Annotated in this window: 12 protein-coding genes and 1 pseudogene; 7 read left to right on the top strand and 6 right to left on the bottom strand. The window is 43.3% G+C overall.

Going from position 1 to position 18,146, the window contains the following annotated elements; all coding sequences use genetic code 11:
- Window positions 1-216: 216 nt before the first annotated feature.
- Window positions 217-1,644, bottom strand: coding sequence for an NADP-dependent phosphogluconate dehydrogenase (gndA, locus tag DP117_RS19625; protein ID WP_169219951.1), 1,428 nt, complete (start codon window positions 1,642-1,644; stop codon window positions 217-219).
- 507 nt (window positions 1,645-2,151) lie between these two features.
- Between gndA and DP117_RS19620 the strand changes: the two genes are divergently transcribed.
- From DP117_RS19620 to ileS, 5 genes and pseudogenes are all read left to right on the top strand, one after another.
- Entirely contained in the window at window positions 2,152-2,901 is a 750-nt protein-coding gene (locus DP117_RS19620) for a Ycf66 family protein (RefSeq protein ID WP_169219950.1), read from the top strand.
- A 312-nt stretch (window positions 2,902-3,213) separates the two neighbouring features.
- Entirely contained in the window at window positions 3,214-7,767 is a 4,554-nt protein-coding gene (locus DP117_RS19615; protein ID WP_169219949.1) for a CHAT domain-containing protein, read from the top strand.
- A 191-nt stretch (window positions 7,768-7,958) separates the two neighbouring features.
- Window positions 7,959-8,198 (top strand): hypothetical protein, encoded by a 240-nt coding sequence (locus DP117_RS19610; RefSeq protein WP_169219948.1) that lies wholly within the window; start codon window positions 7,959-7,961, stop codon window positions 8,196-8,198.
- Window positions 8,195-8,629, top strand: a pseudogene (locus DP117_RS19605) (HNH endonuclease); the annotation flags it as partial. The gene DP117_RS19610 and the pseudogene DP117_RS19605, both read left to right, overlap by 4 nt.
- Before the next feature lie 136 nt (window positions 8,630-8,765).
- The gene (gene ileS / locus DP117_RS19600; RefSeq protein ID WP_169219947.1) at window positions 8,766-11,639 is read left to right on the top strand and encodes an isoleucine--tRNA ligase; all 2,874 of its coding nucleotides are present in this window, start codon (window positions 8,766-8,768) and stop codon (window positions 11,637-11,639) included.
- 267 nt (window positions 11,640-11,906) lie between these two features.
- Here ileS and DP117_RS19595 read toward each other — a convergent pair whose 3' ends face one another.
- From DP117_RS19595 to DP117_RS19575, 5 genes are all read right to left on the bottom strand, one after another.
- Window positions 11,907-12,359: a small multi-drug export protein gene (locus tag DP117_RS19595; protein WP_169219946.1), complete on the bottom strand. Its 453-nt coding sequence runs from the start codon at window positions 12,357-12,359 to the stop codon at window positions 11,907-11,909.
- Between the two features lie 111 nt (window positions 12,360-12,470).
- A complete protein-coding gene (locus tag DP117_RS19590) occupies window positions 12,471-13,037 on the bottom strand; it encodes a TetR family transcriptional regulator (protein WP_169219945.1) in 567 nt (188 codons plus the stop codon).
- Window positions 13,038-13,443: 406 nt separating this feature from the next.
- Window positions 13,444-14,337 carry a ParA family protein gene (locus DP117_RS19585; protein WP_169219944.1) on the bottom strand — a complete coding sequence of 298 codons (894 nt, stop codon included), beginning with the start codon at window positions 14,335-14,337 and terminating at the stop codon, window positions 13,444-13,446.
- 391 nt (window positions 14,338-14,728) lie between these two features.
- The gene (locus DP117_RS19580) at window positions 14,729-15,076 is read right to left on the bottom strand and encodes a DUF86 domain-containing protein (RefSeq protein WP_169219943.1); all 348 of its coding nucleotides are present in this window, start codon (window positions 15,074-15,076) and stop codon (window positions 14,729-14,731) included.
- The gene (locus DP117_RS19575) at window positions 15,073-15,363 is read right to left on the bottom strand and encodes a nucleotidyltransferase family protein (protein ID WP_169219942.1); all 291 of its coding nucleotides are present in this window, start codon (window positions 15,361-15,363) and stop codon (window positions 15,073-15,075) included. Before DP117_RS19575 ends, DP117_RS19580 begins: the two co-directional genes overlap by 4 nt.
- 364 nt (window positions 15,364-15,727) lie before the next feature.
- On the opposite strand from DP117_RS19575, the gene DP117_RS19570 reads away from it, so the two are divergent.
- Together DP117_RS19570 and DP117_RS19565 are read left to right on the top strand one after the other, a co-directional pair.
- On the top strand, window positions 15,728-17,227 hold the full coding sequence (locus DP117_RS19570; protein ID WP_169219941.1) for an AAA family ATPase: 1,500 nt from the start codon (window positions 15,728-15,730) through the stop codon (window positions 17,225-17,227).
- Entirely contained in the window at window positions 17,220-18,050 is an 831-nt protein-coding gene (locus tag DP117_RS19565) for a hypothetical protein (RefSeq protein ID WP_169219940.1), read from the top strand. Before DP117_RS19570 ends, DP117_RS19565 begins: the two co-directional genes overlap by 8 nt.
- Window positions 18,051-18,146: the final 96 nt, after the last annotated feature.

The raw sequence follows: 18,146 nt of genomic DNA, 5'->3' as shown, positions 1-18,146 counted from the left end.
GAGATCGGGAGGTGGGGTAGAGAGCAAAGCGAGTATTCGGGGGATGGGGGGATGGGGAGGTGGTTATTTTGAATTGTCTTGATTTCCGTTCAAAAAAAAGTGACTCTGAGTTTTTCAGAGTCAGTCAAAATTTTCAACTGAAGCTGTTGAGACTACCGTAGAACTTGAAGGTGTCGTTGGTTGTCTAGCTTGCAGTTGTTATGGTGTTGAAGTTTATTAGGACTTCTCAGTAATGGGTACCCATTCTGTATGGAAGCTACCAGGCTTATCGACACGTTCGTAGGTGTGCGCGCCGAAGTAGTCGCGTTGAGCTTGTGTGAGGTTTTGAGGTAGGCGATCGCGACGATAGCTATCAAAGTAATCCAAAGATGCACTAAATGCTGGCACTGGAATTCCCAGTTTGGCGGCTGTTACTAACACTTCACGCCAAGCTGTTTGTCTGTCAAGAATTGTCTGCTTGAATTCAGGGGCTAACAGGAGGTTAGGCAGTGCTGGATTTTCGCCAAACGCATTCTTAATCTTGTTCAAAAATCCAGCGCGAATAATACAACCACCCTTCCAAATCCGAGCCAATTCACCCAGTTTCAAATTCCAGTTATAGGTTTGGGACGCTTTCGACAGCAACGCCATTCCTTGAGCGTAAGAACAGATTTTCGAGCAGTAGAGGGCGTCACGCACCTTGTTGATAAACTCTTTGGTATCTCCCTCATACTTGCCAGTAGGACCTGTGAGTACCTTGGATGCTGCAACCCGTTCTTGCTTGTAGGAAGAGATGATGCGACCATTAACTGCTGCGATAATCGTTGGTATGGAAACACCCAATTCCAAAGCAGTTTGTACTGTCCAACGTCCTGTTCCCTTTTGACCTGCGGAGTCAACAATCAAATCTACCAAAGGTAAATTTGTGTCTGGGTCAATGTAAGGGAAAATATTTGCCGTAATTTCAATCAAAAACGAATTGAGTTCGTCTGTGGTGTTCCATTGGGCAAAAACTTCGTGGAGTTGATTATGGTCAAGTCCAGCGGCATTTTTCAGTAAATCGTATGCCTCGGCAATGAGCTGCATATCGCCGTACTCAATACCGTTGTGTACCATTTTGACGTAGTGACCAGAACCACCAGGACCAATATAGGTCACACAGGGACCATCATCGACTTGGGCGGCAATTTTTGTAAAAATTGGCTCCAGATACTGGTAAGAGCTTTGTGTACCTCCTGGCATTAAGGAAGGACCATTGAGTGCTCCTTCTTCACCACCGCTGACGCCCATACCAATGAACCGAAACCCAGCGGGTTCTAATTCTTGAGTGCGTCGATCCGTATCTTCAAACCAAGAGTTGCCACCATCGATAATAATGTCGCCTTCGTCCAGCAAGGGTTTGAGCTGACCAATCACTGCATCTACAGGTTTACCTGCTTGCACCATGATTAAAATTCTTCTGGGACGTTCCAAGGAGCCAACGAACTCTTCTAGAGTAAACGCGGCTTTAGCGTTTCTTCCTTGGGCACGCTCAGCCATGAATTTATCAGTTTTGTCGCGCGAGCGGTTGTAAACTGCGATTGGAAAGCCGTTACGCTCTACATTGAGAGCGATGTTTTCACCCATAACAGCTAGACCAATCACACCAAAGCTTTGCTGTGTCATAAAATTCTGGCTAACTCTTGCAGATTCTCTTTTATCTTTAAGGGTAGTCCGAGATTTCTACTTCTCCCCTAAAGAAGACATTAAGACTTCTTGAACACACCAAAAATATCCACGCTACTCAGATCAAAAATTTTAATTTGTATCTGACTCAACAACTTTCTAGCAAAATTTGCAAAATTAAGATATTTAGTTAAACAATTGAGGACTGGATACGAGTGAGTGAGTACTTCTACTAGTTCATGGTCAGTGGGTTGGTAGTTCGTAGGACTTCTCAACAATTAACACTCAGTAAATCACAGCTAGTAGGTCATGCTGGAAATCAAAATACCATTGGGCAAAATATCAAAAGCCCAGAAACACAAGAGTTTTGGATCGCGCAGCGTGGCACGAAGTGCCATACTTTGAATGAGTGAATTTTGAATTCCTTTGTAAGTAGTACCATACCCAATCCCGAATCCTCAATTGCGAATCCCTAGTGAAATGACATAGTTAAGGAGTAACCACAACATGCTGGCATATGTCCTGGCTTTGGCTGTCGGTCTTGGAAGTATAGCGCTTTACTTAGCAGCTTTCTTTTTTCCAGAAATCCATCGTAAGAATGATTTTATATGGAGTGGTGTAGGACTGTTCTACGCCTTAGTCTTGTGGATATTTGCCCAACGCATTACAGGGGGTCTTTTGCTAGGTCATGTGGCTAGTGTAGCCCTTTTGGGTTGGTTTGGCTGGCAAACCCTGTCATTACGTCGTCAAATCACGCCAAAGATGCAGCAAACTGAAATACCCAGTACTGAGACAGTCAAAACAAACATTCAGCAGCAAGTCTCTGGGTTCTCGCTACCAGAAAAACTTGCTCAGTTGCAAAAAGGTATTGGTAGCACTTTTTCAGGGGTAAAAAACCGAGTGCAAAGTGTGGGTAAAAAGACACCCGAAAAGTCGAAACAGGCTCCTACAGCACAGACTCCCGCAGCTACAGGCAAACCTGCAGTTGAGATTGTCGATCAACGCACTCCCGTAACAGAACAACCAGCAGTGACCCAATCTCCGACCACGGATACTGAAGAAAAAATCCCAACAGCAGAACCACCAGCATCTTCAGTGACTGTAGAGGTGATCCCGCAAGATGCTGTTTCAGCAAACCCTCCATCTGGGGAATTGATAGAAACCGCCCAAGCAGACACAGAGACTGTTGAAGTTGTTCCCCCAGCAGAAATACCACCGAATCAAGTACCACCGAAGAACCAGGCTGAAGGTTCGTAATTTTAAAGGCGATCTGCCTTCGGCAGATCGCCTCTGTTTCATATGTCCTATATCAGTCGGTGAGGTTGTAGAATATACCTAAGCGTTTCCCGAAAACTGTTTTCGTTTAACGTCTCGCCAGTCATTTTAGCAATAGCCTTTCTAATACATTGAGTGACCGAAAATTACTGAATTTAAAGATAATTTGCGTAAAATTCACGCGGAGTGGTGGATAAAAAAATAGAGCTTCGTGATTTTCTCAAATGATATTTGAGGTCATCTGAGTTAGTCCTATTTTTTCGCGCGAAGGAATCATCAACTTGGGTACTGGGAATGAGCAAGCTACTTGTCCTAAAGGTGGATGGCGACAATGAACAAGGTGTGCGGGTAACGCTGACGATTGAGGGAGATAATAATTGCCCTGTTACGGAAATTACTGGCAACTTACCTCCAAACCCAGACCTCGTAACAGCAATTGAGCAGTGGCAGTCAAACTATCGTAGTTTTGGTGAGTCTACCCGCATCACAGATGGTAAAGTGATTCACGGTGGTCATTCGATGACCCGGTGGATTTTAGGTTGCCAAAAATCAGATAATGATTTGCGAAAGCATTTCAACTCCTGGCTATTGTCAGAGTCCTTTCGGAATATCCGCGACAAATGCTTGCAACAATTCATACCGCCTCATGAAGTACAACTGCTCATTCGCACTGGTTCTGTGTCGCTGTTGAAACTTCCCTGGCATGTGTGGGATTTGGTTGAAAATTATCCAATAGCGGAAGTCGCTTTTGGTGCGCCAGATTCTCAGCCAAAAATAAGCGCGAAAATACCTACATTGCGAAGTCGCGTGAAGATTTTAGCAATTTTAGGTAACAGTTCTGGTATAAATATTCAACTAGATCGACAGTTGCTAGAAAATTTACCGGATGCTGAGACGACCTTCTTAGTAGAGCCGCAACGTCGGGAAATCAACGACCAGTTGTGGGAGCAACCGTGGGACATCTTGTTTTTTGCAGGTCATAGCAGAACAGAGGGTGAAAATGGGCGCATTTACATTAATCCAACAGATAGCTTAACGATCGCAGAACTGAGGTATGCTCTCAGAAATGCCGTGAACAACGGCTTGCAGTTGGCAATATTCAACTCCTGTGATGGCATGGGATTAGCCTTCGAGCTACAACAGTTAGACATTCCCCAAATTATTGTCATGCGGGAACCTGTGCCGGATAGAGTTGCTCAGGCATTTTTAACTTATTTTCTCCCAGCATTTGCCAAAGGAAAGTCTTTGTATTTAGCTCAACGGGAAGCACGGGAAAAGCTGCAAGGTCTAGAGAATGAATTTCCCTGTGCGAGTTGGTTACCAGTGCTTTTTCAAAATCCTGCGACTGTGACGCGTTCTTGGCAGGAATTAGGTCGTCGTCCTACCAACATCTGTCCGTATCGTGGTTTGTTCTCCTTCCGGGAGGAAGATGCACCATTTTTCAGGGGACGCGAAGTTTTCACCACAAGCCTAGTAGAAGCAGTGCAAAAACAGCCTTTGGTTGCTGTTATTGGCTCCTCTGGCAGTGGTAAATCTTCAGTCGTTTTTGCAGGTCTTGTTCCCCGCCTACATAACTCTGGTTTTTGGCGTATCATTTCCCTCCGCCCTGGAGCAAAACCTTTGCGCGCCTTAGCTGCGGCATTTGTTGAACAGAAGGCATCCCATTTAAGTCAAGCTGACCAGCTGCTACAGATTATACAACTTGCTGACGATTTGCGGCAAAAAGATAATGTCCTGGCTTCTGTGATAGAGGAGATAGTTTGGTCGAATCCCGGTTTGAAGCTGTTGCTGGTTGCAGATCAGTTTGAGGAACTTTACACCCTGTGTCAGGATAAACAAGAGCGCCAAGTTTTCTTAGATAGATTACTTGAAGCAACCCAGCAGACGAATTTTACCTTAGTGCTAACGCTACGAGCTGACTTTTTAAGACAGGCACTTGAGTACCGCCCGATTGCTGATGCGTTGCAGTATCGTGACCTAAAATTGGGACCGATGAATCGTAAAGAATTGCAAACAGCGATAGAACAGCCAGCAGCTTTATTTGGTGTCACACTAGAATCTGGGTTAACTGAACGCATTCTAGACGCGGTGAGTACCGAACCGGGGGATTTGCCATTATTGGAGTTTGCTCTGCATGAACTATGGGCAAAACAGAAAGATGCTCAGTTGACTCATGCAGCTTACGATGAAATTGGTGGTGTACAAGCGGCTGTCGCTGGTTACGCCGAAAAGGTATATAGCAGACTCAATGAGTTGGAAAAAGAACGGGCACAACGAATTTTTCTGCAATTAGTGCGTCCAGGGGAAGGGACAGAGGACACGCGGCGTCTGGCGACTCGTGCCGAAGTGGGAGACGATAATTGGGACGTGGTGAAACGTTTAGCTGATGAGCGTCTGGTGGTGACTGGACAGGATGAGGCGACTGGTGAAGAAACGGTAGAAATTATCCACGAAGCGCTGATTCAAGAATGGGGAACTTTGCGCGAGTGGATGAATGCTAACCGTCAGTTTCGTACTTGGCAAGAGCGGTTGAAAGGAGCAATGCGTGAATGGGAAACGAGCAACCACGATTCTGGGGCACTTTTGCGAGGCGCACCGCTGGCTGTGGCTCAAGAGTGGCTGCAAAAACGTACTGACGAACTGACATCACAGGAGCGAGACTTTATCCAAGCCAGTGTGGCACTGCGGAAGAGGGAAAAGTCAGAGCGAGAACGCACTAGAAATTATATCATCTTAGGATTGAGTGTCAGCTTAGCGTTCGTTTCAATTCTAGCTGGTTGGGCATGGTGGAATTTAAATACAAACCAGAAAAATGCCAAGCTGATCGCTAACAGTGCCAATGTAGAAGGATTATTGGGAACGGACAACCTTTCAGCCATCATAGAAGGAATCAAGACTGGGAAACAATTGCAAAATCTCAAACGGTCATGGAGGGCATTGCCTGAAACCCAGATGCGGGTAGTCACAGTGTTGCAACAAGTTGTTTATGGAATTCAAGAGCATAAAACTTTGGAGGGGCATAGTGCTCCACTTTCAAGCGTGGCTTGGTCGCCAGATGGTCAAACCATTGTCTCTGCCAGTTTCGACAGAACCATGAAACTGTGGAAGCGCGATGGCACTTTGATAACCACCCTTACTGGGCATGATGCTCCAGTTTCAGGAGTGAGATGGTCACCAGATGGCCAGACCATTGCCTCTGCTAGTTTCGATAAAACGGTGAAACTGTGGAAGCGCGATGGTACTTTAATTACTACATTCACTGGGCATGCTGCTCCAGTTTCGGCGGTGGCTTGGTCACCAGATGAGCAGACGATTGCCTCTGGCAGTGTTGATAAAACAGTGAAACTGTGGAAGCGTGATGGCACTTTGATAACTACATTAACTGGGCATACTGATGTCATTTTTAGCGTGGCTTGGTCGCCAGATGGTCAAATCATTGCCTCTAGCAGTGTTGACAAAACAGTGAAACTGTGGAAGCGTGATGGTACTTTGATAACCACCATCACTGGACATAGTGCTCCAGTTTTGGGAGTGGCTTGGTCACCGGATGGTCAGACTATTGCCTCCGCCAGTGGTGACAGAACCGTGAAACTGTGGAAGCGTGATGGCACTTTGATGACCATCATCACTGGACATAGTGATGCAGTTTCGGCAATGGCTTGGTCGCCGGATAGTCAAACCATTGCTTCTGCCGGTTTTGATAAAACGGTGAAACTGTGGAAGCGTAATGGCACTTTGATAACCACCTTCACCGGACATAGTGATATTGTTGCAGCAGTGGCTTGGTCACCGGATGGTCAAACCATTGCCTCTGCGAGTAAGGACAAAACGGTGAAACTGTGGAAGCGCGATCACACTCTGATTCCTACTCTTGCTGGGCATAGTGATGCAGTTTTTAGCGTAGCATGGTCACCGGATGGTCAGATGATTGCCTCTGCTACTTGGGACAAAATGGTGAAACTGTGGAAGCGCGATGGCACTTTGATCACTACTATCACTGGACATCGTGATTCAGTTTGGGGAGTGGCTTGGTCGCCGGATGGTCAAACCATTGCCTCTGCTAGTGATGATCAAACAGTGAAACTGTGGAAGCGCGATGGCACTTTAATCACCACCCTGCTTGGGCATCGTAACCCGGTTTGGGGAGTAGCTTGGTCACCAGATGGTCAAATCATTGCCTCTGCTAGTGGTGACAAAATCTTTACCAGTGGTGACAAAACAGTGAAATTGTGGAAGCACGATGGCACTTTGATCACTACCCTAAATGGTCATAGTCATCCAGTTAGTGGAGTGGCATGGTCGCCGGATGGTCAGACTATTGCCTCTGCCAGTAGAGACAAAACCGTGAAACTGTGGAAGCGCGATGGCACTTTAATCACCACCCTAAATGGTCATAGTGCTACGGTCTCGAAAGTGGCATGGTCGCCAGATGGTCAGACCATTGCCTCTGCCAGTTATGACAGAACTGTAAAACTATGGAAGCGCGATGGCACTTTGATGACCACCCTCGCTGGGCATAGTGATGCAGTTTCAGGAGTGGCTTGGTCGCCGGATGGTCAAACCATAGCCTCTAGCAGTTGGGACAAAACCGTGAAACTATGGAAGCGCGATGGCACTTTGATAACCACCCTCAGCGGACATAATGATGCAGTTTCGGCAGTGGCTTGGTCGCCGGATGGTCAAACCATAGCCTCTAGCAGTTGGGACAAAACCGTGAAACTATGGAACTTAAATCTGGATGATTTACTTGTACGGGGTTGCCATCGGCTTGGTGATTATCTCAAAAGCAAAACCGATGTGAGTCAGAGTGACAGACATCTTTGCGACGGCGTTGGTATTCGGAAATAAAGGGGCGATGGTCTGTGCAGGAACCCTCACTTAGGGCGATAGCTAGCCCCTTAGGGGGCCTGCGCTAACGCTTGCCTTACGAGCGCAAAGCGCGAGCGCATGAGCGAACGGCAGTGAGCCTCCCAAGAAGTAGAAAGACGAGAATTGACTGTTACAATACGACAAGTTCCCCTATTTACCAAAGCACAAATATGATTACTCAAATGATGGTTCAACCCTCATTCTGGGTAGAATCTGGAATCAAAATTAGCAAAGTCAAAAACCTATTTTTGTTCAAATTTACCGATGAGCTCCAGTCTCGGCTTGAAGAACTTTCAGAAAATAAAAAAACTGGTTTATTGACTTCAGAAGAAGAGGCTGAACTGACAGGAATATTGGAACTCGACAGGATTTTTACCTTGCTTAATGCTAGAATTATAGCTGAGTCATGACAGTTAATCATGCAACAAGAAAGTTAGTACGAGAAAGAGCTAAATTTCTTTGTGAATACTGTCATTCTTCAGAAGAAGCAAGTGCAGCTCAGTTTGCTATCGACCATATTCTTCCTCAGTCTCTTGGTGGTTCTGATAACCCTGATAACTTAGCATTGGCTTGCCAACGCTGCAATGGATACCGCTACAACTTCACCACTGGAATTGATCCACAAACACAAGAGGTTGTCCCCTTGTTTCATCCACGTACACAAAAGTGGTTAGATCACTTTATTTGGTCAGCAGATGGTTTAAGAATTATCGGTATTACTCCGACTGGACGCGCTACTTGTCATCGTCTAGACCTAAATGATGAACGTCACAATGAAGGTTCTATCGTTAAAGCACGTCGTTTGTGGGTGCGGGGTGGTTGGCATCCACCGGAAGAAGACCGTACCATAGGTTTAATATTCGACTATCTGAGCAGGCATACCTCGCGTCATCTGCTCAGAAGCTTAGCAACCAAGTTAAAAACCTTTTCACGCATAATAGTGAGAAGACGACATTACTATTCCTTGGCATGAAATCGTGACAGAAACTGGAAAATACAAAGATACCGTAAATTTACCCAAAACAAACTTTGATATGCGAGCAAACGCTGTCAAGCGGGAGCCAGAAATCCAGAAGTTTTGGGAAGAAAATAAAATTTATGAACGCCTGTCTCAAAATAATCCAGGCGAGTTATTTATACTGCATGATGGACCACCATACGCAAATGGTTCTCTCCATCTTGGTCACGCTTTAAATAAAATTCTTAAAGATATTATTAACCGTTATCAACTGCTGCGCGGGCGTAAAGTTCGTTATGTTCCTGGTTGGGACTGTCATGGCTTGCCAATTGAACTGAAAGTTTTGCAGAATATGAAATCGGCAGAACGGCAAAACTTGACGCCTTTGCAACTGCGTCACAAAGCCAAAGAATTTGCCCTTTCGACGATCAATGAACAGCGTGACAGTTTCAAACGCTACGGCATTTGGGGTGATTGGGAACACCCGTATATGACTCTGAAGCCAGAATATGAGGCGGCTCAAGTTGGTGTTTTTGGTCAGATGGTGTTAAAAGGCTACATCTATCGTGGTTTGAAACCAGTACACTGGAGTCCCAGTTCTAAGACGGCGTTGGCAGAAGCTGAGTTAGAGTATCCTGAAGGTCATACTTCGCGTAGTATCTATGTGGCTTTCCCAATAACAGGTTTATCCGAAGCGGTGAAACCTGCACTTGGGGAATTTTTACCCCAGTTGGGTGTAGCTATCTGGACGACGACGCCTTGGACAATTCCCGCTAACTTGGCTGTTGCTCTCAATCCATCTCTGAACTACGCAGTTGTAGAGGTGAGTTCTCCAGTCGAGGGAGTGAGTTTTAAATATCTCATTGTTGCTGCTGATTTGGTAGAACGTTTATCTGAGGTTTTGGGAACTCAGCTAACAGTAAAAGCCACAGTCAAAGGGAAAGATTTAGAACATTCCACTTACCGTCATCCTCTATTTGAGCGCGAAAGTCCGATTGTCATCGGCGGTGATTATGTCACCACTGAGTCGGGTACTGGCTTGGTACATACGGCTCCCGGTCATGGTCAAGAAGACTACATAGTAGGTCAGCGCTACGGTTTGCCCATCCTTGCGCCAGTGGATGATAATGGTAATTTTACCGATGAAGCGGGACAGTTCGCTGGGTTGAATGTTCTGGGTGATGGAAACCAAGCGGTGATTGATGCTTTAGCAGCGGCGGGTTCTCTGTTGAAGGAGGAAGCTTATGTCCACAAGTATCCTTATGACTGGCGGACAAAGAAACCGACGATTTTCCGGGCGACAGAACAGTGGTTTGCTTCAGTGGAAGGATTTCGGGATGAAGCGCTGAAGGCGATCGCCTCTGTAAAATGGATTCCCGCGCAAGGTGAAAACCGGATCACACCAATGGTTGCAGAACGTTCTGATTGGTGTATCTCCCGTCAGCGGAGTTGGGGTGTCCCAATTCCTGTTTTCTATGATGAAGAAAACGGCGAACCTCTGCTGAATGAGGAAACTATCTCTCATGTTCAGGGAATATTTGCCGAAAAGGGTTCTGATGCTTGGTGGGAACTTTCGGTTGAGGAGTTGTTACCAGAAAAATACCACAATAACGGTCGGTCTTACCGTAAGGGGACTGATACAATGGACGTGTGGTTTGATTCTGGTTCATCCTGGGCAGCGGTCGCAGAACAAAGAACAGAATTGCGCTATCCTGCTGATTTGTATTTGGAAGGTTCAGACCAGCATCGCGGTTGGTTCCAGTCGAGTTTGCTCACGAGTGTAGCAGTGAACGATTGTGCGCCATATAAAATGGTATTGACTCACGGCTTTATTTTAGATGAGCAAGGGCGCAAGCAAAGTAAGTCGTTGGGAAATACGGTTGAACCGAAAGTCGTAATTGAGGGTGGGAAAAATCAGAAAGAAGAACCCGCCTATGGTGTAGACGTGTTGCGTTTATGGGTGTCATCGGTAGATTACACCTCAGATGTGCCTTTGGGTAAAAATATCCTTAAGCAACTGACGGATATCAGAAACAAGATTCGTAATACGGCGCGGTTTTTGTTGGGTAACTTGCACGATTTCGATCCGCACAAGGACACAGTAGCATTTGAAGAATTATCGCAGCTTGATCGCTATATGCTGCACCGTATGACGGAAGTCTTCAAAGAAGTTACCGAAGCGTTTGAGAGTTTCCAATTCTTCCGCTTTTTCCAAACAATTCAAAATTTCTGCGTGGTGGATTTATCCAACTTCTATCTGGATGCTGCTAAGGATAGATTGTATATCAGTGCGCCGAATGCTTTGCGACGTCGTAGTTGTCAAACGGTGCTGAAGATTGCTTTAGAGAATTTAGCACGGGCGATCGCCGCTGTATTATGTCACATGGCAGAAGATATCTGGCAATTTCTTCCTTATGAGACACCTTACAAATCAGTGTTTGAAGCTGGCTGGGTGCAGTTGGACCAAAAGTGGCAAAATCCAGAATTGGCAGTCGTGTGGCAGCAATTGCGACAAATCCGCACCGAGGTGAACAAAGTTCTGGAAGAAGCCAGGGTCAAGAAATTGATTGGTTCTTCTCTGGAAGCTAAGGTGTTGCTGTATGTAGCAGATGAGCAGTTACGCTCTACAGTAAAATCACTGAACGCGAGTCAGAATGGAGTAGATGAACTGCGTTATTTGTTCATCACTTCAGAGGTAGACTTGTTGGATTCTCCCGAAGCGGTGCAAGGCTTGGAGTACAAATTGCAGTCCGATACGTGGAAAATTGGGGTTGTGAATGCAGAGGGGCAGAAGTGCGATCGCTGCTGGAACTACTCAACTCATGTAGGAGAATCAGCGGAACATCCCCTGATTTGCGAACGGTGTGTTGCTGCTTTAGCAGGAGAGTTTTAGCGGCTTTGCACATTTGCGGAATGAACAACTGTTGAAAGTGGAATCAGCGTCTCGCTAGTCCCTGATATTTTAAGGGGCAAGTGAGATGCCTAACTTACTCATTGGTTAGAAGAGGCGGAAGTTGTAGCCAAGCCCAATTTGGAGTCCCACATCAGTTTGCTGGGAGCAAAGTAGCACCTGACAGTACTGGAATTGCTTTTAAAACATTCCATAAAAGTCTTGACATGATTTTGTTCTAACTCACACCTAGTTTTGTCGAAAGTCGGCTTAATGGTCTGTAAGCCAGTTCATACCCGATGCGATCGCCACAGCCGTAGCTACTCCATGGAAAGTGATGCCGATGAACGAAAATAGGAGTATTCGTCTGGGATGAATGCCGATTATGGGGACAACAACGGCGATCGTCCAACTGCCCAGAATCGGGGTCATGAGGAGAAACCAGGTTCCATAGCGATCAAAGGCACGTTTTACTTTTTGTCCACCCCATCTTTTCCTTTGTGACAGCCAAGCGCGTAATTGCGGAATACGCATCAGGCGGCTATTGCCCCACAACAGCAGAGGGATGGGAGTAAAGTTGCCAAACACTGCCCAAACCACCGATGAAACCACATCCAATTTCATTGCCATCCCCGCTGCAACTGCTGCATAAACCTCAAAATAGGGGAAAAACCCAACTAACCAGGTAGTCAGTGCCTTGGTCATGTACTGAGCTATCAGCATGATGAGTATGCGATTTAAAGTGGTAAATCATGAAAATTTGCAGAACAAATTGACTGAATGAACTGGAGAAGCCATCAGCGTTGAATCAACGGATTGAAAAAATTAGCTAACTTACTGGTTGGTTCGCGTCATAGCAAGCAACGTTTCCACAACTTGAGTGAGACGAGGTTCGTCTAGAGTGCCAAACTGGAACACTTGTGAGAACCATAGACCATCGCTCGCCAACTGAATAATAATTGCCTTCGTCGGGTCAATGCCACTGGTTTCAAGCCGCTGTCGCCATTGCTGGTCATAGACTTTGGCAATTTCCAACACATTGGGCGAGTTAGTCGCAATTGAGGAAAGACGGGCAATTAATGCCAGTGACTGTTTGCTAAACCGTAGTGTTGCTCGAATGTAAGCTCGCACCCACTGTCCTGGTGTTCCTGGTGCATCATCCTGGTCAAACTCAGTTTGCAGCACCGCTTCAAAATCCTGAATAAGTTGTTCAACCATACCTCCGATCAACGCATCTTTATTTGGGAAATGATAGAGTAGTCCTCCCTTGCTGACTCCAGCTTGTTGAGCAACAGCATCCAGTGTTAATGCCTCAACGCCCTTGTTAATTACAACTTGACTGGCAGCTCGCACAAGTGCTTCACGAGTAGCTGATCGAGATTTTTTTTTGGTATCAACCATAGAAATGACCTTGCAAGTACCAAGGAATACAGGTGCATTACACTCGTGGACAATCAAGAGTTAGATTGCCAAAAGCGTCTAAGTACTCACAAGTTCACTATACCGTCTGGACGGTTTTATATCAACCATTCATAGCATTTCAATTTTTGATGGCTACAAATCCTGATGATACTGCAACTATCGGTGAGAGATTAAGATAAAGTGCTTTTTGTCAATCAGTTAAAATACTCATACCAATTCCTTATGAAGCTACGCTAAATAAAGCTTCAAGAATGAAATCGTAAGAAGTGAGAGAAGCAATTACCTCAGGTGTAATTGTTTCCAGGACTTGAACTATCTTTTGGCGCAGTTGGTTGAGAGTTTTACAGTTTTCCCATTCCAGTTTAGATTTGAGAACCAAAACCGCTCAATTGGATGGTAGCTTTTGCAATAACTCTTGAGTTAATTGATAGAATGCTTTTGACCCTGTTGTGCTGGAATTATTTAAAACAACAGGCATAAAACTGTCAACTGCCTTAGCAACATTCACATCAACTGGTATTTGTGTCTGACAAATTTTTCTATCACCAAAATCTTGATGAACGCGCTGCATAACTTGTTTGTAGTATCTTCCGCTGAGAAAGTTAGCGTTGGACATTGTAAAGACAATTCCCAGCATTTGTATATCTATATGTGCTTCATGTTCGTGACTTTCTTTTAACTGGGCGATGCGTCTTTCCAATAATTGAATACCCACCACAGATAATGGTTCTGGTTTAGCAGGAAGTATATAGTAATTACTAGTTGCCAAAGCACTACGAGTCAAAAGGTTATACCCAGGAGCGCAGTCTAAGATAATAAAATCATATTCTTGCCGAATCGGTTCTAAAATTTTTCCTAGCAAAACTCTTTCAAAACGATTCCAAATCCTTTCAAATTCATTTTCACCCAAACTGACTGCTTGTTGATGCAGCATTTCTGAGACAACAAATTCATCGTATAAATCAATATCTCCTGGTAATAAATCCAATCCAGGGAGATTGCAAACCTGAGACTGAATGAGATCTCGAATTGTCAATTTTGATCTTGACGAGGGAGTAATAATATCATCTATTAGATATCTCAATGTCCGTTTGTTTTTGCGAAGCTTCGCAAAATCTACAGGGGACATCAGACTGAGTGTGGCACTAATTTGGCTATCTAAGTCAAGGACAAGCACCCGCTTGTTATGATTTTTGACTAAACAAGTTGCCATATTGACGGTGAGGGTGGTTTTACCAACTCCGCCTTTCATATTTGCAGTAGCAATAACATATCCCATCGGTTAATTCCTCTACTTAAGTATTCTCATGTACTTAACGCAAACGTTTCATTATAGATAGAAAATTTTTGTGAAGTTTAATATTTTTAAATAGTCAAGAGCATGACCTCAGCGAAGCTTTTTTAAGTAAAGTAGTCAGAATTATAGCAGTGAGCGGGGTCTTAATGGAGGGGATAAGGGTGTAATCTAGTGAAGAAGCATCTTTGAGAGTTTTGCATGTTAACTTTAAATCTTAAAAAATTCTCCAATCAAGCACCATCGACATTGTAGCGGACGCTTCGGGCACGGAGTGCCCGCCTTTGGCGATGCTCCGGAGGAGCCGCCCCTATGGAACCGCGTTTGATGTAAAATTTTAACATCCAGGGAGTTGATCCTTCTCAAGGAGTACTAATCACGTACCTTCTTCTTCTCGCTTTTGTAACATTTTCTCAACTGTCGCCTTTAATTCTGGTAAATTTTGCTCTATCACACCCCAAACTCGATTTAAATTAACTTTCAAATAATCATGAATGAGTACATCACGAAATCCTGCTATTTGTTGCCAAGGGACGTTTGGATAAGCTTCTCTCAAATCAGTAGATAATCGCTTCGTTGCTTCACCAATAATCTCAAAATTCCGAATAACAGCATCTTGAATCATAAGTGTTTGCAGAAATACCTCTTTGCCATCACAAGTGTAAGACTCAATCCGCTCAATACATTCTTTAATATTACTTAAGTAGAGGCGATCATCTTTCATAAGATAACTGCTTCTTTTAAGATTCGTTCTTTAATATCAGGATGCAAAGTTTCTGGTTCTGCAACATCTACTTTACGTCCCAACAAAGCTTCTAGTGATTGCATTAAAGCAATCTGATCTAACAAAGTTCTTTGCGGCTCAATTTCTACCAAAAAATCTACATCACTATCTGGTTTTGCTTCTCCCCTTGCGACGGAACCAAAAACTCGCACATTATAAGCCCCGTATTTGGCAGCAATTTGTAAGATTTCATCTCGTAATGGTCGTAGTACTTCATCAATTCCCATAACTCAATCCACACAAATTTTTTAATCTGAAATTAAAGTATATTTTGCCTAATGTCGTTTTACGACTGGTGAAATTTAAGTCCCAATATGTAACTGAGAAACTGAGAAACGAAGCTTGGTTGGGTGATAAGACGTTTGTATGATGGTGTAGAGCATACACCAAGCGCCCTATACCTGACTCTGCAATCTGTTCAGGTGCTCGGTACATACAGGCGATCGCTCTCCATCTTTGCATAAAAATAATCTACTTGCTTTATTTATCTGTGGCATCACGTATTATAAACTACTTACTTGAGAGCCATAACAGTTGATAAATTTTATAAAAGTGTATAAATTGTAAGTTAAATGCCTAGCGGAGCTAAGTATGACTGCTGACTCCAGTTCGACCCTGCAAGATATATTCAAAGCAATTACTCCAAATAGTAATGAATCCGATGTAGAAAAAAAGATTGTTATTCCCCTCCTGCTTACCTTGGGTTACACTCATGCAGATTGGCAGTCTCAAGTAGTCATTTTACAATCTAAGCTTGACTTTTTAGTCGGTCAATCAGATTCAGTTTTGCTCACAACGCCTTATTTAATTATCGAAGTTAAGGCACCAAATAAAAATATTGCTCACAGTGTTTGGCAAATTAACAACTATATGCGCCGTGCTGGCGCTGTTCTTGGTCTGTTAACCAATGGCTATGATTTTCGTATACTCTATAATTACGAAGAAAAAATTACACAGATAGTAGAGTATTCTCGAACAACATTGATAAATCAATATAAAATATTTCACAAAATTTTATCTAAAAAAACTTATCTGCACTATACTGCGACTCTATATAAAAACCAACAGCAAATTCGTTTACATTTCTTAAAGTTAATATCTCAAACAGTTCAACAAGAAAGTACGTTGGGCTTCTCTATTAATAGTCATACTTCTGCCAATCAAATACAGCAACCTAGCGAAAAAGAAATGTTATTGCCAGAAACTCACAAGGAAGGTAAATCAATGATAATTACTGTATTCAACAATAAAGGTGGAGTAGGTAAAACTACAACAACAATTAACCTTGCTGCAGCTCTCAACAAATTAGGTAAGCGAGTCTTGTTGATTGATATTGACGCTCAGGCTAATCTAACAACAGGATTGGGGATAGATCCATTAGAAGATGTTGAACAACAAGGTAAGAAAGATATTAGTCATTTACTAACTGATCCTAGAACTAGTGTAGAAGACACGCTCATTCATAAACAATGGGATGATGTTGAACTAGATATTGTTCCGTCTCATATTCGTTTATGTGACATGGAAGCCACACTAATTAATACACCAGATATTGATCGTATCTTAGCCAGAAAACTGAAAAAATATCGTCATAAATATGATTATGTCTTGATTGATCCACCTCCATCATTTGGTAAAGCCAATACTATTTCACTAATGGCGTCTTCAGGAGTTCTAATTCCTACGCAGTTAGCTCATTATCCCATCCGAGCCTTGGAGTACGTTATGAATAGGGCTATTGCTGTAGATCAATATCGAGACGAACCATTGCCAATTTTGGGTGTTGCAGTCAGTATGTATAATCGAGCAGCAACTAAAGTGGCTCAATCAATGACAAACGAGATTTTTAATATTTTATCAAAAAAACCTGAAACTCAAAATGTAGATTTATTTCCACAGAACACATGGATTCCCAACTTAAGTATAGTTGCAAGTACACCGAATAAAGGATATCCAATTTGTTTTGCAGAATTTGATAATGAGTTAAGTTCAAAAGATAAAGAGGCTGCACAGGATGCCTTTGACTGCTATATGAAATTAGCTAAACATTTGATTCTTGTCACACAAGTAAAGGAACAGGCAAATGGATGAAAAACAGAGACGTGAGCGGATTGTTCAGTATTTGGGTATTAAACCAATTAATCACGGTCAAGTTTACACTTTTCAAATCGCGATACCGGAGTCTGAAGTTGTAGCAATTCCTTTTGAAAGACACGAACAGTTAAAAAGCAGCTTTACTGAGCAAGGTACAAACTTAATTCCTCTACTTGTGCGTCGTACAGAAGCATACAGTGAGGAAGAAGAATACGAGGTTGTCTATGGTGCTGACTGGTGTCTTGTTGCTAAGGAACTTGACATTGATAAGCTATGGGTTTGGGTTTTTGATATGACTGATGAGCAAGCTGCTGCTGCAAAAGAAGAAATGCAGCAGTTGGTTGGTTATTCAAATTCTGATGAAAAAAGTAGAGACGAAGAAACTGATATTGCTAGCTTAGTTGAGCAAAAAGTGAGACCAATTTATGCAAAGTTAAACCAACTTATTTCTAATTCTTCAAGTCATGCAGGAAAAATAGATTTTGATGATAAACTAAGAGAAATTGAAAATAAACTAGAAAATTTATCATCTGCTGTTGCAACACTTACATCACTTCTTCAAGAAGCAATTCCATCAAAGTTGAATTTACTCATAGCACAAGAGAAAGAAATAAAAAGTATGTTGGAAGAAGTAGGAGCCAATGACAAGCAAAAAGAAGCTGCATTAGAGGCTATCAAATATTGGAGAAATCCAGGTAAAGATTTAACGTGGGAGAATCTTATGAAATCAATCAAATCTGGAGAACATAAGGTTAAGAATTTTGGCAAGGAAACTTACCAAAAGCTAAAACAAATAGCAGTTATACGTAGTCATTCGTAGAGTTTGTTAACCCTTCACTCTTCTCATCGTTTATCTTCTAGAGCGTCAGTACAGTAATGCCAAAAACCCGGTTTCTTTAAATCGAGTCAACGAAAT

Source organism: Brasilonema sp. UFV-L1 (assembly GCF_012912105.1).
GTDB lineage: Bacteria > Cyanobacteriota > Cyanobacteriia > Cyanobacteriales > Nostocaceae > Brasilonema.
This window is presented reverse-complemented; position numbering and strand designations above follow the sequence as displayed.